At 60.9% G+C, this 25,104-nt stretch carries 22 protein-coding genes and 2 pseudogenes; 11 read left to right on the top strand and 13 right to left on the bottom strand.

The genetic code is table 11. The annotated features are described in order from the left end of the window. Positions 1-59: 59 nt before the first annotated feature. The gene (locus BN77_RS06970) at positions 60-1,343 is read left to right on the top strand and encodes a cystathionine gamma-synthase family protein (protein WP_007529916.1); all 1,284 of its coding nucleotides are present in this window, start codon (positions 60-62) and stop codon (positions 1,341-1,343) included. A gap of 20 nt (positions 1,344-1,363) precedes the next feature. Here the strand turns inward: BN77_RS06970 and BN77_RS06965 are convergent, their stop codons facing one another. After that, a complete protein-coding gene (locus BN77_RS06965; protein WP_007529915.1) occupies positions 1,364-1,735 on the bottom strand; it encodes a hypothetical protein in 372 nt (123 codons plus the stop codon). Positions 1,736-1,913: 178 nt separating this feature from the next. Then, positions 1,914-2,213 (bottom strand): annotated as a pseudogene (locus tag BN77_RS34675) (VOC family protein); the annotation flags it as partial. A 374-nt stretch (positions 2,214-2,587) separates the two neighbouring features. Here BN77_RS34675 and BN77_RS06955 point away from each other — a divergent pair. The 3 genes from BN77_RS06955 to BN77_RS06945 are packed head-to-tail and all read left to right on the top strand — an operon-like array spanning position 2,588 to position 7,854. Continuing rightward, positions 2,588-4,384: an acyl-CoA dehydrogenase C-terminal domain-containing protein gene (locus BN77_RS06955; RefSeq protein WP_007529913.1), complete on the top strand. Its 1,797-nt coding sequence runs from the start codon at positions 2,588-2,590 to the stop codon at positions 4,382-4,384. Positions 4,385-4,420: 36 nt separating this feature from the next. Continuing rightward, on the top strand, positions 4,421-5,629 hold the full coding sequence (locus BN77_RS06950) for an acetyl-CoA C-acetyltransferase (RefSeq protein ID WP_007529912.1): 1,209 nt from the start codon (positions 4,421-4,423) through the stop codon (positions 5,627-5,629). A gap of 11 nt (positions 5,630-5,640) precedes the next feature. Continuing rightward, a complete protein-coding gene (locus tag BN77_RS06945) occupies positions 5,641-7,854 on the top strand; it encodes a 3-hydroxyacyl-CoA dehydrogenase NAD-binding domain-containing protein (protein ID WP_007529910.1) in 2,214 nt (737 codons plus the stop codon). A gap of 67 nt (positions 7,855-7,921) precedes the next feature. Here the strand turns inward: BN77_RS06945 and BN77_RS06940 are convergent, their stop codons facing one another. The 4 genes from BN77_RS06940 to BN77_RS06920 form a co-directional block, all read right to left on the bottom strand. Beyond that, a complete protein-coding gene (locus tag BN77_RS06940; RefSeq protein WP_007529907.1) occupies positions 7,922-8,350 on the bottom strand; it encodes a plastocyanin/azurin family copper-binding protein in 429 nt (142 codons plus the stop codon). Positions 8,351-8,477: 127 nt separating this feature from the next. Then, positions 8,478-9,593 (bottom strand): flavin-containing monooxygenase, encoded by a 1,116-nt coding sequence (locus BN77_RS06935; RefSeq protein ID WP_007529905.1) that lies wholly within the window; start codon positions 9,591-9,593, stop codon positions 8,478-8,480. Positions 9,594-9,638: 45 nt separating this feature from the next. Beyond that, on the bottom strand, positions 9,639-10,112 hold the full coding sequence (locus BN77_RS06930) for a VOC family protein (protein WP_007529902.1): 474 nt from the start codon (positions 10,110-10,112) through the stop codon (positions 9,639-9,641). A 743-nt stretch (positions 10,113-10,855) separates the two neighbouring features. After that, positions 10,856-12,478 carry an ABC-F family ATP-binding cassette domain-containing protein gene (locus BN77_RS06920; protein WP_040676835.1) on the bottom strand — a complete coding sequence of 541 codons (1,623 nt, stop codon included), beginning with the start codon at positions 12,476-12,478 and terminating at the stop codon, positions 10,856-10,858. Positions 12,479-12,759: 281 nt separating this feature from the next. On the opposite strand from BN77_RS06920, the gene BN77_RS06915 reads away from it, so the two are divergent. Beyond that, on the top strand, positions 12,760-13,395 hold the full coding sequence (locus BN77_RS06915) for a TerC family protein (protein WP_007529885.1): 636 nt from the start codon (positions 12,760-12,762) through the stop codon (positions 13,393-13,395). 23 nt (positions 13,396-13,418) lie between these two features. Here BN77_RS06915 and BN77_RS06910 read toward each other — a convergent pair whose 3' ends face one another. After that, positions 13,419-14,030 carry a DUF922 domain-containing Zn-dependent protease gene (locus BN77_RS06910; protein ID WP_007529883.1) on the bottom strand — a complete coding sequence of 204 codons (612 nt, stop codon included), beginning with the start codon at positions 14,028-14,030 and terminating at the stop codon, positions 13,419-13,421. A 262-nt stretch (positions 14,031-14,292) separates the two neighbouring features. Here BN77_RS06910 and BN77_RS06905 point away from each other — a divergent pair, with 262 nt between their 5' ends. Beyond that, complete coding sequence (locus BN77_RS06905) at positions 14,293-15,213, top strand: sulfite exporter TauE/SafE family protein (protein WP_007529882.1); 921 nt, start codon at positions 14,293-14,295, stop codon at positions 15,211-15,213. Continuing rightward, positions 15,213-16,019 carry a TIGR02186 family protein gene (locus BN77_RS06900; RefSeq protein WP_007529880.1) on the top strand — a complete coding sequence of 269 codons (807 nt, stop codon included), beginning with the start codon at positions 15,213-15,215 and terminating at the stop codon, positions 16,017-16,019. The genes BN77_RS06905 and BN77_RS06900 overlap by 1 nt, the downstream gene beginning before the upstream one ends. On the opposite strand, the gene BN77_RS06895 is transcribed toward BN77_RS06900, so the two are convergent. Further along, positions 16,020-16,526, bottom strand: coding sequence for a winged helix-turn-helix transcriptional regulator (locus BN77_RS06895; protein ID WP_007529878.1), 507 nt, complete (start codon positions 16,524-16,526; stop codon positions 16,020-16,022). 55 nt (positions 16,527-16,581) lie between these two features. On the opposite strand from BN77_RS06895, the pseudogene BN77_RS34665 reads away from it, so the two are divergent. After that, positions 16,582-16,812, top strand: a pseudogene (locus tag BN77_RS34665) (hypothetical protein); the annotation flags it as partial. Positions 16,813-16,892: 80 nt separating this feature from the next. Here BN77_RS34665 and BN77_RS06890 read toward each other — a convergent pair. Further along, on the bottom strand, positions 16,893-17,960 hold the full coding sequence (locus BN77_RS06890) for a cyclic nucleotide-gated ion channel (protein ID WP_007529868.1): 1,068 nt from the start codon (positions 17,958-17,960) through the stop codon (positions 16,893-16,895). 140 nt (positions 17,961-18,100) lie between these two features. Here BN77_RS06890 and BN77_RS06885 point away from each other — a divergent pair, with 140 nt between their 5' ends. From BN77_RS06885 to BN77_RS06875, 3 genes are all read left to right on the top strand, one after another. Then, positions 18,101-18,454 (top strand): GNAT family protein, encoded by a 354-nt coding sequence (locus BN77_RS06885; RefSeq protein WP_051177098.1) that lies wholly within the window; start codon positions 18,101-18,103, stop codon positions 18,452-18,454. A 146-nt stretch (positions 18,455-18,600) separates the two neighbouring features. Further along, positions 18,601-19,182, top strand: coding sequence for a transglycosylase SLT domain-containing protein (locus BN77_RS06880; protein ID WP_007529866.1), 582 nt, complete (start codon positions 18,601-18,603; stop codon positions 19,180-19,182). Positions 19,183-19,331: 149 nt separating this feature from the next. Beyond that, positions 19,332-19,562 carry a hypothetical protein gene (locus tag BN77_RS06875; RefSeq protein ID WP_007529865.1) on the top strand — a complete coding sequence of 77 codons (231 nt, stop codon included), beginning with the start codon at positions 19,332-19,334 and terminating at the stop codon, positions 19,560-19,562. Between the two features lie 59 nt (positions 19,563-19,621). On the opposite strand, the gene BN77_RS06870 is transcribed toward BN77_RS06875, so the two are convergent. The 4 genes from BN77_RS06870 to BN77_RS06855 all read right to left on the bottom strand — a co-directional run bounded on the left by BN77_RS06870 (position 19,622) and on the right by BN77_RS06855 (position 25,053). After that, positions 19,622-20,272, bottom strand: coding sequence for a glutathione S-transferase family protein (locus BN77_RS06870; RefSeq protein WP_007529864.1), 651 nt, complete (start codon positions 20,270-20,272; stop codon positions 19,622-19,624). A 130-nt stretch (positions 20,273-20,402) separates the two neighbouring features. Next, positions 20,403-21,131 (bottom strand): ligase-associated DNA damage response endonuclease PdeM, encoded by a 729-nt coding sequence (pdeM, locus tag BN77_RS06865; RefSeq protein ID WP_007529862.1) that lies wholly within the window; start codon positions 21,129-21,131, stop codon positions 20,403-20,405. 106 nt (positions 21,132-21,237) lie between these two features. Further along, positions 21,238-23,748 (bottom strand): ligase-associated DNA damage response DEXH box helicase, encoded by a 2,511-nt coding sequence (locus BN77_RS06860; RefSeq protein WP_007529860.1) that lies wholly within the window; start codon positions 23,746-23,748, stop codon positions 21,238-21,240. A gap of 51 nt (positions 23,749-23,799) precedes the next feature. Further along, entirely contained in the window at positions 23,800-25,053 is a 1,254-nt protein-coding gene (locus BN77_RS06855) for an NAD(P)/FAD-dependent oxidoreductase (RefSeq protein ID WP_040677613.1), read from the bottom strand. Positions 25,054-25,104: the final 51 nt, after the last annotated feature.

Genomic DNA, 25,104 nt, shown 5'->3' with positions numbered 1-25,104 from the left:
ACAGTCCTCGCGTTCTGATATAATTTGCGAGCATCACGGCATCTCTCGAGGAGACGACAATGACCGCACCGCATCCTTCCAAGACTCATATCGGCAACCATGCCCTGCATCCCGAGACGCAGATGCTGAACTATGGTTACGACCCGGAACTGTCGGAAGGGGCGGTGAAGCCGCCGGTATTCCTGACGTCGACTTTCGTCTTCAAATCCGCCGAGGATGGCCGCGACTTCTTTGACTACGTGTCCGGCCGCAAGGAGCCGCCGGCCGGCAAGGGCGCGGGCCTCGTCTATTCGCGTTTCAATCATCCCAATAGCGAGATCGTCGAGGACCGGCTTGCCGTTTACGAGCGGACCGAAAGCTGCGCCCTCTTCTCGTCCGGCATGTCGGCAATCGCCACAACGCTCTTGGCCTTCGTTCGTCCTGGCGACGCGGTGCTCCATTCCCAGCCGCTCTACGGCGGAACGGAGACCCTGCTGGCAAAGACGTTTCTCAATCTTGGCGTCGCGGCCGTGGGTTTCGCCGATGGGGTGAGCGAGGCATCGGTCCAGGTGGCGGCTCAAGACGCGATGGCAAAGGGCCGCGTGTCGATGATCCTCGTCGAGACGCCAGCCAATCCGACGAACAGCCTCGTCGACGTCGCGATGATCCGGCGTGTCGCCGACACGATCGGCCGGAAGCAGGGCCATGTGCCAATTATCGCCTGCGACAACACGCTGCTTGGCCCCGTCTTCCAGCGGCCGATCGAACACGGCGCCGATATCTCGCTCTATTCGCTGACCAAGTATGTCGGCGGCCATTCCGATCTGATCGCCGGCGCTGCGCTCGGCTCGAAGGCGGTCATGAAGCAGGTTAAGGCGCTGCGCGGCGCCATCGGCACGCAACTTGATCCGCACTCCTGCTGGATGCTCGGCCGTTCGCTGGAGACGCTGCAGATCCGCATGGAGCGCGCCGACAGCAACGCCCGCGTGGTCGCCGATTTCCTGCGTGAGCACCCGAGGGTCGAGGGGATTCACTACCTGCCCTATCACGATCTTAATTCGCCGGTCGGGCGGGTCTTCGCGGCGCAGTGCAGCGGCGCCGGCTCGACCTTCTCCTTCGACATCAGGGGTGGCCAGCCTGCATCCTTCAAGTTCCTGAACGCCCTGCAGATCTTCAAGCTGGCAGTTAGCCTCGGCGGTACGGAATCCCTTGCCAGCCATCCGGCAACGATGACGCATTCCGGCGTGCCGGCCGACGTTCGCCAACGGATTGGCGTCCTGGAATCAACCATCCGCCTGTCAATCGGCATCGAGCATCCGGACGATCTCGTCGCCGATCTGCAGCAGGCGCTGGATGCAGCGTGAGCTTTGGCCCTAGCGGCGGCTCAGGCGGCCGCCGTTTCCCTTACATCGTCGAGCAGGAAATGGACGACGACATATTTTGTCGTGTAGTGGCGGCCGCTGTCGGAGACATTATCGACGCTGCCGCCATCGGCGGGATGCCAGCGATGATAATGCGGACTGGTGGTGATCAGCGTGATCGCCTTTCCGGCGAGCTTGCCGTCGAGCCGGTAACGCATCTCGGCGAGCGGCCAGATGCGTTCATAGTCATCCATCGGAATGCGAACTTTCAGTGCCTTGCGGCTGACCGCTTCGCTGCGGGAGCCGTCCTCGTGCTCCACCGCCGGCAGCTGCAGCGTGACTTCCTCGGCTCCGTCGAGAATGGAATTGAACTCCTCCGGCCACATCCGTCTCATAAAATCGCTCCTCCAAAGCTCTTTCATCGGTCTGCACGAGAAGTCTAGCGCGTCTTCGCTCGGACGCAACCCGGTTGCGTGGCGAAGAGGCCGCTGGCTCTGCAGAGCACCTCAGGATGAGAGCGGATGGTTGCGGGATTGCGCCGCGATGGCCGCATTATCTCCTGTCGGCCGCCTCTCACCGATACGCGGCCTCCAGCTTCACGATATCGATCTTCACCATGCCAAGCATGACTTCGGTAACCCGTTTTGCGCGTTCGCGGTCGGGATCGGCAATCATCTCCATCAGCACCCGTGGAACGATTTGCCAACAGAGGCCCCAACGGTCCCGCAACCAACCGCACTGCTCTTCCACACCGCCGTTCTTCAAAAATGCGTTCCAGATCCTGTCGATCTCTGCCCGCGTCTCGCATTGAACCGAGATCGAGAAGGCATGGTTGAAAGGTCGAGCAAACCGGCCTGCATGGCTACGAAATCTTGGCTCCCGAGCCTGAACTCGGTGATAATTACGCTGCCCGGAGGGCCGCTCGGTGTCTTGGCCGGAAGGACGGTCGTGCGGCTCATGGACGAATTCGGAATCGTCGCCACATAGAATTCGACGGCTTCCAGGAGACTTCCTTCTCGAACCAGAGCTTCGAACTGACCTTGAGCATCGGGTTGTCCTCCTCATTGCTGCTCTGACGAAATGTTCGACAGCCCCAGGACGTGCCGGCCCGGCTCTTTCCGACAATGGCGCAAGTTTCACAAATTCGCGCGACACCCACATTTGACGTTTACGCAAACGTCAATATTTTGTAAGAGACTCTCAAATGCCGGTTTCGTCCGGCTTGCCGAATTGGAGGAATTCGAACAATGCCAGTCTACAAGGCCCCGGTTAATGACACGCTCTTCGTGCTGAACGACGTGCTCGGCCTGGAACGCTACAACAATCTCCCGGGGTTTGCCGATGCGACGCCTGACACGATCGAGGCAATTCTCGGCGAGTCTGCAAAGATTGCCGAGGAAGTGCTCTTTCCGCTGAACTACTCCGGCGATCAGGAAGGCTGCTTACGTAACGAAGACGGCTCGGTTTCTGTGCCGAATGGCTTCAAGGAGGGTTACGACGCCTATTGCCAGGGCGGCTGGACCGGACTTGCCGTTCCGGAAGAATTCGGCGGCCAGGGCCTTCCCTATACGCTCCATGCCGCTGTCGGCGAATATACCTCCGCCGCCAACATGTCGCTGATGATGTACCCGGGGCTGACCCAGGGCGCGATCGCGGCAATCCTCGTGCATGGCTCGGACGAGCAGAAGCAGACCTATCTGCCGAAAATGGTCTCCGGCGAATGGTCCGGTACCATGAACCTCACTGAGCCGCATTGCGGCACCGATCTCGGCCTGCTGCGCACCAAGGCGGTGCCGCAGACGGACGGCAGCTACGAGATCTCCGGCCAGAAGATCTTCATTTCGGCCGGCGAGCACGACATGACCGACAACATCGTGCATCTGGTGCTGGCCCGCATCGAGGGTGCACCGGAAGGCACCAAGGGCATTTCGCTGTTCATCGTGCCGAAATATCTCATCAAGGCGGATGGCACCATTGGCGAGCGCAACGAGGTCTCCTGCGGTGCAATCGAGCATAAGATGGGCATTCACGGAAACGCCACCTGCGTCATGAATTATGACGGGGCGACCGGCTTCCTCATCGGCGCGGAAAACAAGGGCCTCAGCGCCATGTTCGTGATGATGAACGAGGCGCGCCTCAGCGTCGGCCTGCAGGGATTGGCAATCTCCGAGGTCGCCTATCAAAACGCGGTCAACTATGCCCGCGAGCGCATTCAGGGCCGCTCGCTCTCCGGCCCCAAGGCGCCCGACAGACAAGCCGATCCGATCATCGTACATCCCGATATTCGCCGTTCGCTGATGACGATCCGTGCCTTCAACGAGGCCGGCCGCGCCTTCCTCCTCTGGACGGCTTTGAAATCCGACATCGCCCACCGTTCGGCGGACGAGAAGGAGCGCCAGACGGCCGACGACATTCTTGGTCTCGTCACCCCGATCCTCAAGGGCGTGATGACCGACAAGGGCTTCGAGCACGCCGTCATGGCCCAGCAGGTCTTCGGCGGGCACGGCTACATCGAAGAACATGGCATGAGCCAGTATGTGCGCGATGCGCGCATCGCCATGATCTACGAAGGCGCCAATGGCATCCAGGCGCTGGACCTCGTCGGCCGCAAGCTTGCACAGAATGGCGGCCGCGCCGTCATGGCGCTGTTCAAGGAGATCGGCGATTTCTGCGAAGAGAACCGCAACGACGAGCAGATGACCTTCTTTACCAAGAACCTGAAGAAGGGGTTGAATGACGTGCAGGCGGCGACCATGTGGTTCATGCAGCACGCCATGGCCAAGCCTGACAATGCCGGCGCCGGCTCGACCGACTACATGCACCTCTTCGGCCTTGTCGTACTCGGCTATATGTGGGCGAAGATGGCGAAGGCTGCGGAGGACGGCCTTGCGGCAGGAGAGGCGGAGCGCGAGGCGTTCCTCCGCAACAAGCTGGTGACCGCCCGCTTCTTCATGGAACGGATCATGCCGGAAACGGCCCTGCGCAAAACCCGCATCGAGACCGGCGCGGAAACGATGATGACCTTGGCCGCCGAGGCCTTTTAAGTTCAACGGCGCCCGCGCCGACAGGGAGATAGAGGAATGACCGAGGTTTTCATTTATGACCACGTGCGTACGCCACGCGGCCGCGGCAAGAAGGACGGTTCGCTGCATGAGGTCCCGTCGGTGCGGCTTGCCGCCAAGACGCTTGAGGCGATCCGCGATCGCAACGGGCTCGACACCGCAACCGTGGACGACATCGTGATGGGCTGCGTCGATCCAGTGATGGAAGCAGGCGCGGTGATCCCGCGCGGTGCCGCCTTCGAGGCGGGCTATTCCACTAAGGCGCCCGGCATGCAGATCTCGCGCTTCTGCGCCTCTGGCCTCGACGCCGTGAACTTCGGCGCGGCGAAGATCGCCCAGGGCGCCGATGACATCGTCATCGCAGGCGGCGTCGAGAGCATGTCGCGCGTCGGCCTCGGCATGTCGGGCGGTGCCTGGTTCATGGACCCATCGGTGAACTTCCCTGCCTATTTCATGCCGCAGGGCGTATCGGCCGATCTCATCGCCACCAAATACGGATTCTCGCGCGATGACGTCGACGCCTATGCGGTCGAGAGCCAGAAGCGCGCGGCCAATGCCTGGGAGAAGGGCTATTTCAAGAACTCCGTCATTCCGGTCAAGGATCAAAACGGCCTGACGATCCTTGCCCGCGACGAACACATGCGTCCTGGGACCGATATGCAGGCTCTGGCGGCACTCAACCCCTCGTTCCAGTTGCCGGGCGAGATGGGTGGCTTCGAAGCCGTCGCGATCCAGGCCCATCCGGAAGTCGAGCGCCTCAACTATGTCCACCATGCCGGCAATTCCTCCGGCATCGTCGACGGCGCTGCTGCCGTTCTTCTGGGTTCGAAAGCCGGCGGCGAAAGCATGGGCGTGAAGCCCCGCGGCCGCATCAAGGCTTTCGCCAATATCGGCTCCGACCCCGCGCTGATGCTGACCGGTCCGGTCGACGTCACCGAGAAGCTTCTGAAGCGCACCGGCATGACGCTTGCCGACATCGATCTCTTCGAACTCAACGAAGCCTTCGCCGCCGTCGTGCTGCGCTACATGCAGGCCTTCGAAATTTCGCACGACAAAATCAACGTCAACGGCGGCGCGATTGCCATGGGCCACCCGCTCGGCGCCACCGGCGCGATGATCCTGGGCACGGTGCTGGACGAACTGGAGCGGCGCGACCTGAACACCGCGCTCGTCACGCTCTGCATCGGCGCCGGCATGGGCACGGCAACGGTAATCGAACGCGTCTGAGGGAGAGAGACATGACCTACAAGAACTTCACCGTCGAAGCAGACGCGGACGGCATCGCCCTTGTCACCTGGGACATGCCCGGCAAATCCATGAACGTCTTCACCGAGGAGGTGATGGACGAGCTGGACGCCATCGTCGATGCTGTGGTTGCCGACAGCGCCGTCCAGGGCGCGGTCATCACCTCGGGTAAGTCGAGTTTTTCCGGCGGCGCAGACCTCTCGATGATCAAGTCGATGTTCTCGCTCTACCAGCAAGAGAAGGCTGCCAATCCAGAGGGCGCCGCGCAGAAGCTGTTCGATCTTGTCGGCCGTATGACTGGCCTGTTCCGCAAGATCGAAACCTCGGGCAAGCCTTGGGTCTCGGCAATCAACGGCACCTGCATGGGCGGCGCTTTCGAAATGTCGCTCGCCTGCCACGGTCGCGTCGCCTCGAATGCCAAGTCTGTGAAGATCGCACTGCCCGAAGTCAAGGTCGGCATCTTTCCCGGTGCCGGCGGCACGCAGCGAGTCTCGCGCCTGGCGGACGCCCAGTCGGCCCTGCAGATGATGACGACGGGCCAGTCGCTGACGGCAGCACGCGCCAAGGCGATGAACCTCGTGCATCAAGTGGTCGAGCCGGATCAGCTCATCCCAACCGCAAAGCAGATGATCAAGGACGGGCTGAAGCCCGTCGCCCCCTGGGACGAGAAGGGCTTCAAGGCGCCTGGTGGCGGCATCTGGACGCCAGCGGCAGCGCAGCTCTGGCCAGCCGCACCCGCAATCCTGCGCCGCGAGACATCAGGCAACTATCCCGCCGCCCTCGCTATCTTGAAATGCGTCTATGAAGGCCTGCAGGTGCCGTTCGACACCGGCCTCAAGATCGAGCAGCGCTACTTCACCGAGATCCTGCAGACCAACGAAGCCTTCTCGATGATCCGTTCGCTCTTCATCTCCATGCAGGAGCTCGGCAAAGGGGCCCGCCGCCCCGCCGGCGTTGCAAAGACGGAGTTGAAGAAGGTGGGTGTCGTCGGCGCCGGTTTCATGGGAGCCTCGATCGCCTATGTGACCGCCGCCGCCGGCATCCCCGTTATCCTGATCGACCGCGACATCGAAGCTGCGACCAAGGGCAAGAGCGTCGGCGAAGGCCTGGTGAAGGACTCGATCGGTAAGGGTCGCCTTACGACAGATGAGGGTGCGGCACTGCTGTCGCGCATCGTCCCCTCCGCGGACTATGCCGACCTGAAGGATGCCGATCTCGTTATCGAAGCCGTTTTCGAGGATCGTGAGGTCAAGAAGGCCGTCATCGAGGCCGTTGAGGCCGTCTTGCCTGAAGGCGCCATCTTCGCCTCGAACACCTCGACGCTGCCGATAACAGGCCTTGCCAAGAACTCCAAGCGCCCGGCTGATTTCATCGGCGTGCATTTCTTCTCGCCGGTTGAGAAGATGATGCTGACGGAGGTCATTCTCGGCAACCAGACCGGCGACAAGGCGCTGGCCGTCGCACTCGATTATGTTGCCGCGATCAAGAAGACGCCGATCGTCGTCAACGACACGCGCGGCTTCTTCGTCAACCGCTGCGTCTTTCGCTACATCCATGAAGCCTATGACATGCTGATCGAGGGCGTCCCGCCGGCGATGATCGAGAATGCCGCCAAGATGGCCGGCATGCCGGTCGGTCCGCTGTCCCTCAATGACGAGGTGGCGATCGATCTGTCGCAAAAGATTCTCAAGGCGACCGTCGCCGATCTCGGCGAGGCCGCCGTCGATCCGAAGCACGTGGCGCTGATCGACAAGATGGTCGACGAGCTCGACCGTCGCGGCCGCAAGAACGGCAAGGGTTTCTACGACTATCCGGCGAAACCGGCCAAGAAGTCGCTTTGGCCGGAGCTGAAGACCTTCTACCCGCAGAAAAAGGCGGAGGAGGTCGACGTCAAAGTGCTGAAGCAGCGTTTCCTCGTCACTATCGCACTCGAAGCGGCGCGGACCATTGAGGAGGGCATCGTTACCGATCCGCGCGAGGCCGATGTCGGCTCCATCCTCGGCTTCGGCTTCGCCCCCTACACCGGCGGCGTGCTCTCCTACATCGATGGCATGGGTGTGGAGACCTTCGTGACGCTCAGCGAGAAGCTTGCGGCAAGCTGCGGCGCGCACTTCAAGCCGACGGCACTGCTGAAGGACATGGCCGCGAAGGGCGAGACCTTCTACAGTCGATTTGATCCTTACGCGAAGGAGAAGGAGGCGGCCTGAAGCCGCCTCCGAACATCATTTCTTTGACGCCCGCCGGTGCTTTCGGCTGGCTTTCGGTCTCGGCTGACTATTTGGTAACCGTCAGGCCAGCTTGCATGCCAGCTTCGTAATGGCCTTTGATATTGCACAACAGCAGATAGGCGCCGGGGGCGAGTTTCGCTTTCAACTCCCCGTCCGCCCCCGGCTTGAGGTCCGAGACTTCGCCGATGCTCTTGAGCTGCTTTTCGTCCACTCGATGCCTGGAAGCAATCACCGGGATCTTCTGGTCGGGAGATTTCAGCTTGACGAGCACCATCTCGTGCTCCTCGGTCATCGCGTCGTTATGAACGGCGAAGATCGTTTCGCCCGCCTTGATCGTGGTCTGATCAAGCGTCAGGGTCATCGGCCCGCCGCCCTCGCCACCTTCGATGACCTTCACAGTCGTTGCCGCCCATGATGGCGAAGCAATTGCGATTGCGGCAGATGCCGCGAGAACGTACCGTACGTACCTGTTCATAATCAGCCTTTCCGTTGCAGCCCGCGCCGCGTGTAGGCAGCACGTCTGACGCTCACCTGAAGGCTGGTCAAACCGTTGCAAGCTCCACAACAAAAAATCGGTGCTGAGATCAGCGGCGGACTGTTCGTCATTTGCCGGCAATCGATGCGGCAATCTTCCTTGCCTCTCGTCCAATTTCCCGGAGGAGGCCGGTTGGCACGGCGGTGAAGCCGCAAAAGTACAGGGCGTCATGGGCCGGCTGTAGCTCGCCACGGCCAGGACCGTCGGCGCCGTCAAATCGATGCGCGAAATCGGGCAGTAGCGCCTCGAGCCCCGGTCGGTAGCCGGTCGCCATTATGATCGCGTCGAACACGTCGGATCGGCCGTCGACGAAATGCACGCGCCGATCCTCGGATTTCGTGATTGCGGAAAACACTTTGATATCCCCCGACCGGATGCGCTCGATCGTTCCGATATTGATCATAGGCGTGCGGCCTCGTTCGATAATACCGGTCAATGGCCCGCCTTTTGCCCGCTCCAGCCCGAACTTTTCGAGATCGCCGAACCGCAGGGCGAGGATCGGGGCGTTCACCGCGTCGACGAGGCGATAGGAAAGGAACTGCTGAGCAATGGCGATGCTGGCGCTCGTCAGTCCGAATAGCTCCAGTGGCACGACGCTGACCGGGCCGCGCACGGACATCGCGACATCAAGGCCGGCCTCGGCGCATTCGAGCGCGATTTCGCCGGCGGAGTTGCCGAAACCGACGACGAGGACCCGCTCGGCTGCCAGCTCCGCAGCGTTCCTGAACTCCGAGGAGTGCAGAAGCTTGCCGGCAAACAGCCCCTGCCCTTCCCATGTCGGCCGTATCGGCGTGTTCGCGAGGCCGGTCGCAATGACAATATTGTTTGCCTCGAACGTTCCGTCGGAACTCTCCACCGTCCACGTCTTGTCCTTGCGTATCGCCGTCGCGCGCACGCCAAATCTGACCTCGATGTCGTTCGAAGAGCTATAGGTTTCGAGATACTCGATGACCTGCAGCCGCGACGGGTACCTTGGAAATCGCCGCGGCATCGGCATTCCCGGCAATGCCGAGTGCATCTTGTGGGTGTGCAGACGAAGACGGTCGTAGTGGTGATGCCAGGACGCTGCCAGAGTGTCGCCCTTCTCGAGCACTAGAAACGAGCGGCCCCGCGCCTGCAGCGCCGCAGCGCAGGCCAATCCCGCCGGTCCGGCGCCGATGATGATCGTCTCTGCATCCGTCATGGAGATCTCGAAGCTGCCAGAGGTCTGCGCGAATTATACTATGGATTAGCCACGCCGCGCTGCTTCGATGGCCGCGACGTCGATCTTCCTCATGGTCATCATCGCATCGAAGGCGCGTTTTGCCTCGTCACCGCCGATCGCCAGGGCTTCGGTCAGCACCCGTGGGGTGATCTGCCAGGACAGGCCCCATCGGTCCTTGCACCAGCCGCACTCGCTTTCCTGACCGCCGTTTTCGACGATCGCGTTCCAATAGCGGTCAGTTTCCTCCTGGTTGTCGGTGGCGATCTGAAACGAGAAGGCTTCGTTATGCTTGAACACGGGCCCTCCGTTCAGACCTATACAGGGAACGCCGGCAACGGTGAATTCGACCACCAGCACATCTCCCTGCTTGCCATCGGGATAATCTCCGGGCGCACGAATGACGGCGCCCACCGTGCTGTCAGGAAAAGTTTCGGCGTAGAACCGGGCTGCAGCCTCGGCGTCCTTGTCGTACCACAGGCAGATCGTGTTCTTGGCCATTTGCGCGAGTCCTTTCGCTCTTCGCTTGCTGTCCCCTTCCTTGACATAAGAGGCAAGCTGCCTTTCTCCACCCCCTGCAGACTAAACAGCGGCGTCTTTGCAGGTGAAACCTCAGCCTCGGGCGACGCAATCCATGCGCGGCTCCTCTCTGGATGTTCCAGCATCCGGTTTGGTTCAGCCGTGCAAGTTCGGCCGGACAGCCCGGGCTTAGCTGAGGCGAGGCGACCAGCTGAGGGATGGAGATATCCCGAAAAACGCCGCAGGCCACGCAAATACGGAGTCACAACAATTACTAAGTGAGGTTTGGCGTTTGCGTGGCATCACGGATGGGATTTGAACACAGCGGCAAAGATGCCGTCGAAGAAACGCGTGGGAAGCAGCCTTTTCCTGAAAAGACTTCTCGCCTGCCGGTCTTCGACTTGCTCGCCGTCGTCTAGGCGATGAACTTTGAACATGGGGGTGGAAAGCGCTCCGGCAGATGTGTGATCGCACCCATCGCTGCCACGCTTCGTGATGGGTTGCCCGTCCCCGCCTGCCGTCGCGCCGGCCTATGCCGGAGGCAAGCTGGCGGCCGAAGAGATCCGACGCCAGATCATTCTTCGGATGGCACTGACGGCTGCTGAAGAAACCGCGGAATACCCTGATCGGAGCACCGCTTGGCCGAGGCGGCAGCAGCCGGCGTCGAACTTCATCCCAGCATATGCTTTGCGCCGAAGCCGGAGACCGGAGGTCGCACCGTTATCTTAGCTCCGCAGGCCGGGCGCCTCATAACCGGTGCGCTCGACATATTCCGTATAACCGCCGCCATACTGGTGGATGCCGTCAGGCGTCAGTTCGAGCACGCGGTTGGAAAGGGCCGCGAGGAAATGCCGGTCGTGCGAGACGAAGAGCATCGTGCCCTCGTATTGAGACAGTGCCTTGATCAGCATCTCCTTGGTATCGAGATCCAGGTGGTTGGTCGGCTCGTCGAGGACGAGCAGGTTCGGCGGATCGAAAAGCATCTTGGCCATGACCAGCCGCGCCTTTTCGCCACCCGACAGCACGCGGCACTTCTTTTCGACGTCGTCGCCGGAGAAGCCGAAGCAGCCGGCAAGTGCGCGCAGAGGCGCCTGCCCCGCCTGCGGAAAGGAATCCTCCAGCCACTCCAAGACTGTCCGCTCCCCGTCGAGCAGATCCATGGCATGCTGCGCGAAATATCCCATCTTGACGCTGGCGCCGAGGGCAACGCTGCCCTGATCCGGTTCTGTCGAACCAGCGACCAGTTTCAACAGGGTTGACTTGCCGGCGCCGTTGATGCCCATGATGCACCAACGCTCCTTACGGCGGACCATGAAGTCCAGGCCTTCGTAAATGGTGCGGCTGCCGTACTTCTTGTGAACATTCTTGAGGTTGATCACGTCTTCGCCGGAACGCGGTGCCGGCAGGAAGTCGAAGGCGACAGTCTGGCGGCGCTTTGGCGGCTCGACGCGGTCGATCTTCTCGAGCTTCTTCACTCGGCTCTGCACCTGCGATGCGTGCGAGGCCCGCGCCTTGAAGCGCTCGATGAACTTGATTTCCTTGGCAAGCATTGCCTGCTGGCGCTCGAACTGTGCCTGCTGCTGCTTCTCGTTCTGCGCCCGCTGCTGTTCGTAGAACACGTAGTCACCGGAGTAGCTGTTCAACGAACCAGCGTCGATCTCGAGGATCTTGCTGACGATGCGGTTCATGAACTCGCGGTCATGCGAGGTCATCAGCAACGCGCCGTCATAGGTCTTCAGGAATTCTTCCAACCAGATCAAGCTTTCCAGATCCAGGTGGTTGCTCGGCTCGTCGAGCAGCATGACATCGGGACGCATGAGGAGAATGCGGGCGAGCGCGACGCGCATCTTCCAGCCGCCCGACAGCGCGCCGACATCGCCGTCCATCATTTCCTGGGTAAAACTCAAGCCAGCGAGCACTTCGCGCGCACGGCCCTCGAGCGCGTAGCCGTCCAGCTCCTCATAGCGCGCCTGTACTTCGCCGTAGCGTTCGATGATCCGGTCCATCTCGCCGAGCTTGTCGGGATCGATCATTTCTGCTTCGAGCTCGCGCAGCTCGGCAGCGACGACGCTAACGGGGCCGGCGCCTTCCATGACCTCGGCCACCGCGCTGCGGCCCTCCATCTCGCCGACATCCTGGTTGAAGTAGCCAATCGTTACGCCCTTTTCGGCGGAGACTTGGCCTTCATCAGGCTGCTCCTGCCCCGTGATCATGCGAAAGAGCGTCGTCTTGCCGGCGCCGTTCGGGCCGACGAGACCCATCTTTTCACCTCTGTTGAGGGCGGCGGAAGCCTCGATAAAGAGGATCCGATGACTGTTTTGCTTGCTGATATTCTCGATGCGAATCATGTTTGCGTGGAGTCCGAATGCGTTGCAATACCCCTCGATCGTGCGGGCCGGGGCGTTTTGCGGCTCTCGCTAGCACGTTCGCCGCGTCGTGGCCAATGCCTGATCATGCAAAGGAGCTTAAGTCAGGAAAATGAAGGGCGTTTGTCGGCTGGACGGAACTGTAATGGCTGGCAGAACTTTGGCACAATGCGCCCGCGCCACTTGATCAGCCGATCAGCGATCATTTATGCGTTGTCGGCACGCCGGGGGCGTTTTGCATATATGTCAGGGATTGTCACGTCATGGAAATCTTCACTTCGGCCGGCTTGCTGGCGCTTCTGCAGGTCGTTCTCATCGACCTCGTGCTTGCTGGCGACAACGCCGTAGTCATCGGCCTTGCCGCGGCCGGCTTGCCGGCCGACCAGCGCAAGAAGGCTATCCTCGTCGGTATTCTTGCCGCCACTGTGCTGCGCATCGCGCTTGCCAGCGTCACCGTTCAGCTTCTCGACATTATCGGCCTGCTGCTTGCCGGTGGTATTCTTCTGCTCTGGGTCTGTTGGAAGATGTGGCGCGATCTGCGCAACGGCAGCAGCGGCGAAGCCGATTATGCCGAAGGTGGCATGGCGGCACCGAAGAAGACCTTCTTCCAGGCCGCCAGCCAGATCGTCATCGCCGACGTGTCGATGTCGCTCGACAACGTGCTTGCCGTCGCAGGGGCCGCCCGCGAGCACCCAACGATCCTTGTCATCGGCCTGATCCTATCGATCGCCATGATGGGTATCGCGGCGAACTTCATCGCACGCCTGCTTAACCGCTACCACTGGATTGCTTATCTTGGTCTGGCCATCATCATCTATGTGGCGCTGAACATGATCTATCGCGGTGCCCTGGAAGTCTTGCCGCACCTGGCTCCGGTCGCCGCTGCCACCTTGGGTTGATCCGGCCTAGGTTCGGGCGGCCTTCAGGGGCCGTTCACCAGCTGCAGGACGAGACGGCGGATATTGCCCCCCTCGCTCATCTCCACCTTGTCGAAATCGCGCCCCTGCTGTCGCTGTCGCGCAGAAAGTTCGCCAAGCCGCTTCGTCAGCTCGACTCGGATCTTGCTGCAGCCAGGGTCATCGTCGGCGGAAAAACCGACGCTCATCGCCTCGATGTCCCTGACCATTTCCTTGATATAGTCGCCGTGCACCCGCTCATGCTTTTCGATACCGGCAATGAAAGTCGCCCAGCTCACCTGAGTAGCCGTGGTGAGCTTTGTAGCAGGCTTCGGCAGTGTGTAGGTGATAATCAGCTTCGGCCGCGCCACGGCAAGTACGCAGGTGTTTCCTCGGCGCTCGTATTTTCTGGTCCAGGTCAGCTTGAACGTCGTATGCGCCACCGCGCGAGCGCCGCCAAGCTCGGGACCGCGCTCGCCGATGGAATCGTAGAGCGCCGCGCCGGAACTGCCTGTCACCGAGTAGGTCTGCACCTGTTCAACCGGCTGCCATTCCGCCCTTGCTTCGAACGGCTGCAAGACCGAAGCAGCCAACAACCAACGAACCAGTCCTGCCTTCACGCGAATCCCCCGGATCATGCCGTGCCAACCCTAGTCGGCAGGTGCGTCACGTTCAACAGCGCCGGATCAAGCATAGCGATGGATCTTGCAAAACTCGCCCTTCTAAAGCTCTGTCAGAAAACCCAAAAAAAGCCTGAATATTCGAGAGTGATCACACGATCGAGCGGATTGCACGTCGCGTATCGAAATCCTCTGGCAACGATTTCACCGTATGATGCGCCATTCGAACGGGATGTAGGAACGCCTGCCTGCGGGGGCAGTTCGTAAATCGGGGTCTGCTGTGACAATCTATCTGCCTATCGCAGAATTGTCGGTGAACATCTTCATCATTCTCGGCATGGGGGCAGCTGTCGGCTTTCTCTCCGGAATGTTCGGTGTCGGCGGCGGCTTCCTGATCACGCCATTGTTGATCTTCTACAACATCCCACCAGTCGTCGCCGTTGCCACCGGCGCCAACCAGGTTGTCGCTTCCTCCATATCGGGTGCCATCACGCATTTTCGGCGCGGAACGCTCGACGTGAAACTCGGAACCGTGCTGCTGGTCGGTGGTCTGACCGGCGCGACGGTCGGCATTTGGATCTTCTCGCTGCTCAGGCAGATCGGCCAGCTCGATCTCATCATCTCGCTGCTCTACGTCATCTTTCTCGGAACGGTTGGCGGGCTGATGCTGCTCGAGAGCATCAATGCCCTGCGCCGGGCGGCGAAGAACGTGCCGCCGACACCGCGGCGCCCTGGCCATCACCATTGGGTGCACAAGCTGCCGCTCAAGATGCGGTTCAAGAAGTCGAAGATCTTCCTGAGCGTGATCCCGGTCGTTGCGCTCGGCTTCGGCATCGGTATTCTGACATCGGTCATGGGCGTTGGCGGCGGCTTCATCATGGTGCCGGCGATGATCTATCTCCTGCGCATCCCGACGAATGTGGTCGTTGGTACGTCGCTGTTCCAGATCATCTTCGTGACCGCCTATACAACGGTCGTGCAGGCCGCAACGAACTTCTCGGTCGATATCGTCCTCGCCTTTATCCTGATGATTGCCGGCGTGGTCGGAGCACAATATGGCGTGCGCGTGGGACAAAAGCTGCGCGGCGAGCAACTGCGTGCGCTGCTCGGGCTGCTCGTGCTCGCCGTTGGTCTTCGCCTTGCCGTGGCGCTAGTCGTAACGCCGGCGGATGTCTACTCCGTGGTCATGGGGGCGAAGTGATGCGCCGCTTCCTAGCCGTTCTGCTGTTTTGCACCGTGGTGCTACCCGATATCGCGGCCGCGCAGATGCTGCTCCCCGGCCAGGCTAGGCAAGCGACCGCCGAAGGGCTTGAGATCGGCACGTCGACCAGCGAAATCGCCATCACCTCGGATTTTCGCGGCGCGGATCTGACGATCTTTGGAGCTGTGACCAACACGGACAGCCTGCTTTTGGCGATCGGCCAGTATGATGTGGTCGTCGTTCTTGAGGGCCCGCGCGAAGACGCGACCGTGCGCCGGAAGGAGCGGGTGTTCGGTGTCTGGGTCAATACGCGCTCGATGACTTTCGAAGCGGTGCCACACTCCTACTCCATGTCAAGTTCGCGCATGCTCGACGACATCACCACGCCGCTCGACCTCACGGACAGGGGGATCGGCATCGATCACATTCCGCTGACACCGGTCGGCTTCGTCGGCAACGCGAGTAATCTCGGCGAGTTCCGGCAGGCTTTTCGCCGCCTGCAGGAAAAAGGTGGGCTCTACGACCGCGACCCGAGTGGCGTGCGTTTCGTCAGTTCGAGCCTCTTCAAAGCAAGCCTGCGACTGCCGGCGAATATTCCGAACGGCGTGCATACCGTGCGCGCCTATCTTTTCAAGAGTGGCAGCTTCGTCACCGAGAAGTCGGTTCCGCTGCGCGTTATTAAGACCGGGATCGAGCAGATGATTACCGACGCGGCGCACGCGCAGCCGATCGCCTACGGCCTGCTCTCTGTTTTTCTGGCGTTGATCACCGGGTGGGGCGCCAGCGTGGTGTTCCGCAAGGATTGATCAGGCCGATTTCGCCTTGCTGGCCACGACATCGAGATAGGCTTCGGTCAGGCGTCCGAGCACGGATGGCGTTCCGGCAGCCAGCTTCTTGCCCAGGTGCTTGGCACGCAATTCGTCCATGAAGGCGTCCCAGAGCTCTGCACCTCCGGTCTCTAGAAGCTCGGCCCGGATGGAAAGCTCCTCGGAAACCGGAAGGTGTCGTCTGCCCCAGGCGCCCATATGCGCCAAGATCGGTACCAGCTGGATCGCCATTTCGGTCAGACTGTAAATTGCCTTCTGCTTGTGGCTTGGATCGTCCTCACGGGTCAGTAATCCTCTGTCGACCAGACGATGCAAGCGATCGGCCAGAATGTTCGAGGCAATCCTCTCCTCCGAATTCTGCAGAAGTTCGCGGAAATGGCGGCGGTTGCCGAACATGATGTCACGGATGACAATCAGGCTCCAGCGATCGCCGAGGACCTCGAGCGTCAGATTGATCGGGCAGCCGGAGCGGTGAGCATCGTCCATGAGTACCTCCAAAACTGCTTGCACTTTGCTATCGGTATATCTAGCTTTCAACAAGATGCAAATTGCAATCAGTTTCAGAGAAGGACGAAGGTATGAGAATACTTGTCGTTGGAATCTGATGACGCTTGACGGCTATTTCTAAGGCACGAAGCCGTGGGATATCGCTTTTCACAGTCTTGTCTGGGGTCCCGAACTGCAACAGTACTCTGAGCATCTTGGTGAAGAGAGCGACCTGCTCGTTTTTGGTCGCAAGACGTATGAAGGCATGTCAAGCTATTGGCCTACGCTCAAGGACAAGAAAGGCGAGAAGATCAAGACCTAAATGAACGGCAATACTGCGGCAATGCCGCAGCCATCAGGCTTGGATCATTCCTTCGGCGACCCGCTCCGCCGCTCCAGCGCCGTCTTGCGGATGGTCTCCGCGATCTCCGGACTACTGCTCGACAGCATCTGGAAATCCACAGCGTAGAGCGACAGCAGTGACACCTCGGTTGCCGCGCTGACCGTCGCCGAGCGTGGTTCGCCACTGATCAGCGCCATCTCGCCGAAAAAGTTTCCGGCACCGAGTTCCACCGGATGGTCGGGTGTCGCTACGGTGACCCGCCCCTCGACGATGAAGAACATCTGATCGCCAACATCGCCCTTGCGGCAGATCACGGCACCTGCGGGGACAATGCGCGGTCGCAACGCCCGAACGATCTCGATCAGTGCCGCGGAACCAAGCTTCTGGAACAGGGGTACGGCAGCGACCAATTGCCAGTTGCGAACAAAGTCTTGGCGGCGAACCTCTTCGTAGAAGCCGGTGGCGAGGATGCCGGCCCAAAGAGCAAAAATTCCGATCCCGCTCATCATCACCAATCCGGCCAGAACTCGACCTGCAAGGCTCTGCGGAATCTCGTCCCCGTAGCCGGTCGTCGACAGCGTCACGACCGCCCACCACATCGCCTGCGGGATGCTGCCGAACTTATCCGGCTGGACGTCTCGCTCGATTACATAACCGGCCAACGCAGCGCCAAAAAGAACTATGCCGAACACCGATGTCACGCCAAGCAGGTTGCGCGATTCGTTAGCGACCACCTTTGCCAGGAGCCTGAAGAAGGTCGAGTCGCGCAGCGGCTTTAGAAGCCAAATGGCGCAGTAGAGGTTTCGATCACGGGACCCGACTACCAAAAATGCAGCAGCCGGAACCAGAACCGCGAGCAAATCGATCACGAGGGCCGGCATCCCGTCCGACAGGCGGTGTCGCCATAAGAACAATGTGCCGCTCAATTGAAGGACATAGGCCAGCCAAATTGCCGAAAGTAGCAGCTCAAAGACAAGCCTCTCCTTTCCAGTAAGGCCCTGCGTGGTCAGAGCGGCAACGACCAAGAGACCGATTGTAGCGAACAGCGCATTGAGCGGCGTCGAAATCTTTGAGAAAGGCACTGCCGACATCACATACTCCCAACCGCCCGGCATTCGTCGACAATAAATACGTTCAGGCCACACGCAAGGGAGACCGGGACCAATGCCCTGTGTTCTCCTCACCAAAGGATTTGGCAACCTGAATCTCGTTACATCATTTCCCCAGGAGTGTGGATCATCCGAACAGCGAAAGGGCTGCTCGTGACGATGCTGACCTTGCGAGTTTAGACGGCAATGCCACGGTGGAGATCTTCCCGCGTGGGGTCCGCGAGGTTGCATCCCGAGACCACGGACCGGCGCAGATCAATGCCTGGGCCAAAGTGGAAGACCGACAGGCTTGGTGGCAGCACCCCGACCGTCAAGGGATCGGTGGGGCGAGTTCACTGTTACAACGGATAGAGGCGGAGGCCACGAAAGGCGGCCTCAAACGCATCTTCGCTGAAGCAAGCCTGACGGTTGGGCCCTTCTTCGAACCGCGAGGCTTCGTCGTGCTGGCACGACAAAGTGTCGAGAAGCGTGGATAGGCGCTGACCAATTTGCGGACGGAGAAGCTGTCCTCATAAGTGGACCGGCCCAGTCGCCATTTTGCCTGTGGAACTCGCATTCGGCTAAGAACCGGTCGTTAATATTTACGAGTTAGTAATCTCTCCGAAACGAGAGGTTCCTTGTAATGCGTATCCGTACCCTCCCCGTGCTCGTGCTTCTGGCACTTGTTGCCGGCTGCGCGACGGCTCCAAAACAAACCCGAAACATTTGCGCCGTTTTCGACCAGCGCGACGGGCTTTTCACGAGCTGGCAGCGGGTGGCGGAAAAGACGGAGCACAAATATGGGGTTCCCGTTCCGATCCTGATGGCGACGATGTACACCGAGTCCGGCTTCCAACCCTATGCGCGACCGCCGCGTACCAAGCTGTTCGGCTTTATTCCCTGGACGCGCCCGTCCACCGCCTACGGCTATTCGCAGGCGCTGGATGGCACCTGGGACCACTATCGATCCGCCACAGGCAGCTGGGCGGCGCGCCGCACCAACTTCGCCGATGCGATCGACTTCATCGGCTGGTATCATTCACAAAACAGCCAGTTGACCGGCATACCGCTGAACGATGCCTATAGCCTCTACCTCGCCTATTATTCCGGCCCGAAAGGCTACATGCGGGGCGACTGGCGCTCGAATGCGGAACTGCAGAAGACGGCGCAGCGGTTCAACAACATGGCAGCGACCTATCAGCGACAATTGCAGGAATGCAACTGAACTGCCCAGAGCAACCGGAAACCTAGTAAAAAACGCATACAATAGCCCAGTACGAAACAAAATCGGGTTGATGAGCGTATGGCAGTAGTATCGTTTGACAATACATTCGCGAACATGGGATTCTTTCTGACGCAGAATCAGGAGAATAGATGGCCGAGCGCTATTTATACGACTACAGCTCACACCGGGCCGTCATGTATGAGGTTGGTGACTATCTCTATGCCCTTTCCGGCAACAAGGCAGAGCACTGGATTTCAGGTGATTACGTCTTCTGTATAAAGACCCAGACAATTTCGTTCTGGATCTTAGGAAATGACGTCTACGGCCATGTCGGTCGCGGCGAACTGACGCGCCAACCTCTCTATTATTTCGGCGATTAGGGCAGATCCAAGCTGCGCAAAAGCACCAAAGAGGGCTTTGAGCTTGCAGAGGACCAATGTCATCCGGCCGATGCGCCGGTGAAAACCGCCAGTTGAGCGTCGAACGCACGTTTGTAAGCCGGTCGCGCTTCGCCACGGGCGACATAGGCGGAAAGGTTCGGATACTCGTCGAGGATGCCCGATCCTTTCAGCCTGAGCAATACCGACACCATCTGCAGGTCACCGGCGCTGAACTCGCCGTCGAGCCAGGCGGCATCGCCAAGTCGGGTGGAAAGCTCGCTCAATCGCTTACGGATTCGTTCGTCGACCATAGACAGGCGTTGCTGGTGCCAGGGCTGGTCGCCTTCCGCATAGAGAGCGATTGCACGATCAATGATCGGTGGCTCCATCGTGCTGAGCGCGGCAAACATCCAGGTGATTGCGCGCGACCGGGCGTTCGCATCGTCAGGCAGCAGGCCGGCATAGCGCTCCGCGATATGGAGCACAATGGCCCCGGACTCGAACAGGGCGAGATCGCCTTCCTCATAGGTCGGAATCTGCCCGAAGGGTTGAATGGCAAGATGAGCGGGTTCTTTCATCGCCTTGAACGAAAGAAGACGCACTTCGTAAGGCTGGCCCACCTCCTCGAGCGCCCAGCGAACGCGCATGTCGCGCGCAAGACCCCTGCCGCGATCCGGCGATCGTTCAAAGGCGGTAATGGTGATCGTCATTGCTGTTCTCCATGGCTTGTCTGCCTTGAAGACGACTGGCTAAACGAGATTCCGACAACCCAGACATTCTTCAGCTCTATCCGTGTCTCGGCAACTGTTACCTTGGTGTCGCTCGCCGCCTGCGAGGTGTTCACCCCACGAGGTTTCCGAACCTGACGGAGTAGATCCGGTCTCGCCCGAGAAGATGGGCAATCAGCGACGTGTTATCGAAAAGCCCCTTCATCGCCTTGTGACGAAGGTCGAGGCCACCGGTCATGACGCCAAAGGCGGGCATCACAAGGCGGGCCCCGTCGGTGGCAAAGCATGGGCGGCGGACCGATTTTTCACGACGGCGCACAGTTGCGGCCGGATGCAGGTGCCCGGCGATCTCACCCTTCTGCAGGCCGCCGTTAGGCTCGTGGCGGAAGGTCAGGCCGCCATAATGCATCTCATCGACGGAAGCGCCCGGCAGATCGACCGTGCCATCGGGATCGTGGTTGCCGTTGATCCAGACCCACTCACGGCCGCGCGCCATTTCCGATATCAGGCTGCGGAACGCCTCGGGAAGGTGCGCCGAGCCAATGCGATCATGGAAATTGTCGCCGAGCGAGACCACCAACTTCGGATCGTAGCGGGTGACGACGGCCGAAAGCAAAGTCAATGTCGCGAGGGTGTCGTAGGGCGGCAGCATCATACCGCGACGGGCGAAGGCCGCGCCTTTCTCGAGGTGCAGGTCGGAAACAACTAGAATTCCGGCGTCGGACATGTAAAGCGCGCCAAGCGGATCGCAAACGGCAGCAACGCCGTGGACGGCGGTCTCGACGCCTGGCAGCGCAGCCACTCCGTTCAGTTCACGCGCAAGCGCCAGGCGGTTTATCAATTGGTCAGTCCTTGGTCTCGGAAGCGGTTCCGCTCTGGCCGCTCCATGTCGTCATCGGGCATTCCCCCCGGATGGTAAGCCGACGCGAACCTATCCGGGACTTATTCTAGGCCAGCGCCTCGGCGATCAGGTCGTCGGCGGCTTCCGCCAGCACTGCGTCATGGGCTTCGCCGTGCACCGGCTCCTTGCCGATTTCCAGCATGACGGGGACCGCCAGCGGCGAGATGTGGTCGAGCGCACGATGCGTGATATGACCCTTGATTCGCCTCAGCATATCGCCAAGCCGGGAAATATCCAAAAGGCCGCTTGCCGCATCCTGCCGTGTCGCCTGCAAGAGAATGTGATCAGGCTCGTGGGTTCTGAGCACATCATAGATCAGATCGGCCGAAACCGTCACCTGTCGCCCGGTCTTTTCCTTGCCCGGGTGACGGCGCTCGATCAAGCCTGCAATCACGGCGCAATTGCGGAAGGTGCGCTTCAAAAGGAATGATTCGTCGAGCCAGCTTTCAAGGTCGTCGCCCAGCATGTCTTCATCGAAGAGATCGGCGAGGTTAAGCCGGCCATTGCGGATCATCAGTCCCATATCCTCGAAGCCCCAGATGCCGAGCGAATAGTCCGTTGCGACGAAGCCGAGAGGTTTGGCACCGGCCCGGTCGAGGCGCCGCGTCAGCAGCATGCCGAGCGTCTGGTGCGCCAGCCGCCCCTCGAAGGGATAGATGACCATATAGCAGCGGCTGCCGCGCGGGAAGGTTTCGATCAGCAGCTCGTCGCGCTTCGGCAGCATCGACTTCTCATTCTGGATCGCCAGCCAGTCGCGCACCTGATCCGGCAGATGGCGCCAGCGGTCGGGGTCCGCGATCATCGAACGCACTTGGTCCGCCAGATAGGTGGAGAGCGGGAACTTGCCACCGGCATAAGAGGGGATCTTCGGGTCCATCGAAAAGGCCTGCGAGACAAGGGCCTCATTCTCCCGGATACCCTCGAAGCGCAGCACCTTGCCCGCGAAGATGAAGGTGTCGCCTGGTGAAAGCTGCTCGAGGAAGTATTCCTCGACCTTGCCGAGCGCCGCGCCGCCGCGACCGATCCGGCCGCCCTCGCCACGCTTAACCATGCGCAGATTGAGCATCGGGCTTTCAACGATGGTGCCGAGGTTCAGCCGGTATTGCTGCGCCACCTGCGGATTGGAAACACGCCAGCGTCCCTCCTTGGTCTTGCGGATGCGGGCGTAACGCTCATAGGTGCGCAACGCATAGCCGCCTGTCGCGACGAAATCGACGACGCGCTCGAAGGTCTCCCAGGGCAGATCGGCATATGGCGAGGCACTTGAAATCTCGTCGTAGAGTTCCAGCATGTCAAATGGTTCAGCGCAGGCCATGCCGAGCACATGCTGCGCCAGTGCATCAAGAGCACCCTTTCCGACCGGCGGCGTATCCTGCGCACCGATATAGTTTGCGTCGAGCGCCGCCTGGCATTCCATCACCTCGAAGCGATTGGCGGGCACGAGGATTGCCTTTGAGGGTTCGTCCATGCGGTGGTTTGCGCGGCCGATACGCTGGGCAAGCCGCGAGGCGCCCTTTGGCGCACCGACATGGACGACGAGATCGACATCGCCCCAGTCGATGCCGAGGTCGAGCGTCGAGGTGGCGACGACGGCGCGCAACCGGTTTGCCGCCATCGCAGCCTCCACCTTGCGCCGCTGCCCAACATCGAGCGAGCCGTGATGCAGCGCGATCGGCAAGTTTTCCTCGTTCACCGTCCAGAGCTCCTGGAACAGCATCTCAGCCTGCGACCGGGTGTTGACGAAGAGCAGCGTCGTGCGATGGTCAAGGAGCTGCTTGTAGACATCGGGGATCGCGTATTTCGCCGAATGGCCCGACCAGGGGATGTGCTCCTCGGTCGACAGGATCGAAATGTCGGGCTTGGCACCGCCTTCGACGATGACAAGCCCTGCGTGGCAATTTTCGCCTTCCCTTTGCGCAACCAGCCATTTTTGCAGATCCATCGGATTGGAGACGGTGGCCGAAAGGCCGATCGTCTGCAGGGCGGGCGCGAGCCGGCGCAGGCGGGCAAGGCCAAGCGAGAGCATGTGGCCACGCTTTGACGTGACCAGCGAATGCAGCTCATCGAAGACGATGTATTTGAGGTCCTTGAAGAAGCGCTCAGCCTCGCGATTGGCGAGCAGCAGGGCCACCTGCTCCGGGGTGGTCAGCAGAATATCGGGCGGGTTCAGCCTCTGGCGCTGGCGCTTGGCAAGAGGTGTGTCGCCAGTGCGGTTCTCAACCGTCACAGGCAGACCCATTTCTTCCACCGGTTTCATCAGGTTCCGCTCGATATCGACGGCGAGCGCCTTCAGCGGCGAGATGTAGAGCGTGTGGATGCCCGTGAAGGCGGAGCCCGGCGGGATCCGGCCGCGGCGGGTCAGGTCGGTCAATGATGGCAGGAAGCCGGCGAGCGTCTTGCCGGCGCCGGTTGGCGCGATCAGCAGCGTGCTGTCGCCCGCCTCGGCGCGGGCCAGTAATTCCAGCTGATGGGCGCGCGGGTGCCACCCCTTGTCCGCGAACCAGCGGGTAAAAGGCGGCGGCAGGACAACGCGGGCTTCGGAATCGATCTGGTCCACGACGCTAAAGGTAGTGCACCGGCAGCCGAAATAGAATGCCAGATCTATCCGCTACAGGAAGCGATGCGGATGGAATGGCTTGGGATCGGCGAAGGGGTCGTTGCCTGCCATCTGCTCCGCCAGCAGCCGGCCGCTTGCCGGGCCGAGCGTCAGTCCGTGATGAGCGTGGCCGAAATTGAACCAGAGGCCGCGATGGCGCGGCGCCGGACCAATTACCGGGCGCATATCAGGCAGGCAGGGACGCAGGCCGAGCCAGGGCGTCGCCTCTATCGGCTCGCCGAGCGGAAAGAGCGTACGAGCATGTTTCTCATCGCGGCGTAGTTGGATGGTATTCGGCGGCGCATCGGGCGCAGCGAATTCGATGCCCGTCGTCAGCCGTATGCCGCGGGCCATCGGCGCCAGCACGTAGCCTGCTTCCTCGTCAACGACGGAATGGCCGAGCGGTTGGCCTTCGCGCTGCGCATAGTGCCGGTGGTAGCCGCGCTTGACTGCCAGCGGCAACCGATAGCCGAGCTTGCGGAAGATCAGGCCGGATTGCGGACCGAGGGCGACGACGATCTCGCCGGCTTCGATAATCTTGCCTTCATTGGTGACGATCGACCAGCCGTTCTTCTCTTCGCGCAGTGCCGAGGCGTCGGCCCGGACGATCGCGCCTCCAGCCGCTGTGAAGAGCTTTGCATAGGCTGCCGTCAGCGCCTGCGGGTCGGTGACAGTCTTTGGGTCGAGCCAGTGCACGCCGCCGGCGATACCGCTGCCGCGCGCGGCAAAGGCGGGCTCCAGCGCCAGAAACTCGCTGGCGTCGAGAACGCGGATCCCCAGACCATGAGCAGAGAGGCCTTCGGCTTCTGCACGCGCAGCGTCGAACCGGCGCGGGTTCTTATAGAACGACACCCAGCCGCGTGCGCGGATGAGATCCGAGGCGCCGGCGCGGCCAATCAGTTTGTCATGTTCCGTCACGCTGGCCTCGATCAACGGCAGTAGCGCGCGTGTCGCCTTTTCTAGATTGGCAGGCGACGAATGCCACCAGTAGCGCGCCAGCCACGCGGCGATGCGCGGCAGGTAGGCCGGATCATAACGGACATCCGATGAGCCGTTCAGCGCATATTTGGCAATGGCGCCGAGCTGCCGCGGAAAGGCGTATGGAACGACGGAGGAGCGCTCGATCAGCCCGGCATTGCCGTAGCTAGTGCCGCCGCCCGGCTCGCCGCGGTCGGCAAGTACGACCAAGCGGCCGCGATCCTGCAAATGAATGGCGGCGCTGACGCCGACAATGCCGGCACCAAGAACGAGAATATCTGTTTTCATGGGATGGACTTGATCAAAGGCGCGGAGGCTTTTGGCCTCCACGCGGTTGGA

Origin of the sequence: Rhizobium mesoamericanum STM3625 (assembly GCF_000312665.1) — a bacterium.
Taxonomy (GTDB): domain Bacteria; phylum Pseudomonadota; class Alphaproteobacteria; order Rhizobiales; family Rhizobiaceae; genus Rhizobium; species Rhizobium mesoamericanum.
This window is presented reverse-complemented; position numbering and strand designations above follow the sequence as displayed.

Excerpts from the sequence above, each read along its gene's own strand:
- BN77_RS06970 (WP_007529916.1), top strand. The coding sequence starts at position 60 with ATGACCGCACCGCATCCTTCCAAGACTCATATCGGCAACCATGCCCTG.
- BN77_RS06965 (WP_007529915.1), bottom strand. The coding sequence starts at position 1,735 with ATGAGACGGATGTGGCCGGAGGAGTTCAATTCCATTCTCGACGGAGCC.
- BN77_RS06955 (WP_007529913.1), top strand. The coding sequence starts at position 2,588 with ATGCCAGTCTACAAGGCCCCGGTTAATGACACGCTCTTCGTGCTGAAC.
- BN77_RS06950 (WP_007529912.1), top strand. The coding sequence starts at position 4,421 with ATGACCGAGGTTTTCATTTATGACCACGTGCGTACGCCACGCGGCCGC.
- BN77_RS06945 (WP_007529910.1), top strand. The coding sequence starts at position 5,641 with ATGACCTACAAGAACTTCACCGTCGAAGCAGACGCGGACGGCATCGCC.
- BN77_RS06940 (WP_007529907.1), bottom strand. The coding sequence starts at position 8,350 with ATGAACAGGTACGTACGGTACGTTCTCGCGGCATCTGCCGCAATCGCA.
- BN77_RS06935 (WP_007529905.1), bottom strand. The coding sequence starts at position 9,593 with ATGACGGATGCAGAGACGATCATCATCGGCGCCGGACCGGCGGGATTG.
- BN77_RS06930 (WP_007529902.1), bottom strand. The coding sequence starts at position 10,112 with ATGGCCAAGAACACGATCTGCCTGTGGTACGACAAGGACGCCGAGGCT.
- BN77_RS06920 (WP_040676835.1), bottom strand. The coding sequence starts at position 12,478 with ATGATTCGCATCGAGAATATCAGCAAGCAAAACAGTCATCGGATCCTC.
- BN77_RS06915 (WP_007529885.1), top strand. The coding sequence starts at position 12,760 with ATGGAAATCTTCACTTCGGCCGGCTTGCTGGCGCTTCTGCAGGTCGTT.
- BN77_RS06910 (WP_007529883.1), bottom strand. The coding sequence starts at position 14,030 with ATGATCCGGGGGATTCGCGTGAAGGCAGGACTGGTTCGTTGGTTGTTG.
- BN77_RS06900 (WP_007529880.1), top strand. The coding sequence starts at position 15,213 with ATGCGCCGCTTCCTAGCCGTTCTGCTGTTTTGCACCGTGGTGCTACCC.
- BN77_RS06895 (WP_007529878.1), bottom strand. The coding sequence starts at position 16,526 with ATGGACGATGCTCACCGCTCCGGCTGCCCGATCAATCTGACGCTCGAG.
- BN77_RS06890 (WP_007529868.1), bottom strand. The coding sequence starts at position 17,960 with ATGTCGGCAGTGCCTTTCTCAAAGATTTCGACGCCGCTCAATGCGCTG.
- BN77_RS06880 (WP_007529866.1), top strand. The coding sequence starts at position 18,601 with ATGCGTATCCGTACCCTCCCCGTGCTCGTGCTTCTGGCACTTGTTGCC.
- BN77_RS06875 (WP_007529865.1), top strand. The coding sequence starts at position 19,332 with ATGGCCGAGCGCTATTTATACGACTACAGCTCACACCGGGCCGTCATG.
- BN77_RS06870 (WP_007529864.1), bottom strand. The coding sequence starts at position 20,272 with ATGACGATCACCATTACCGCCTTTGAACGATCGCCGGATCGCGGCAGG.
- BN77_RS06855 (WP_040677613.1), bottom strand. The coding sequence starts at position 25,053 with ATGAAAACAGATATTCTCGTTCTTGGTGCCGGCATTGTCGGCGTCAGC.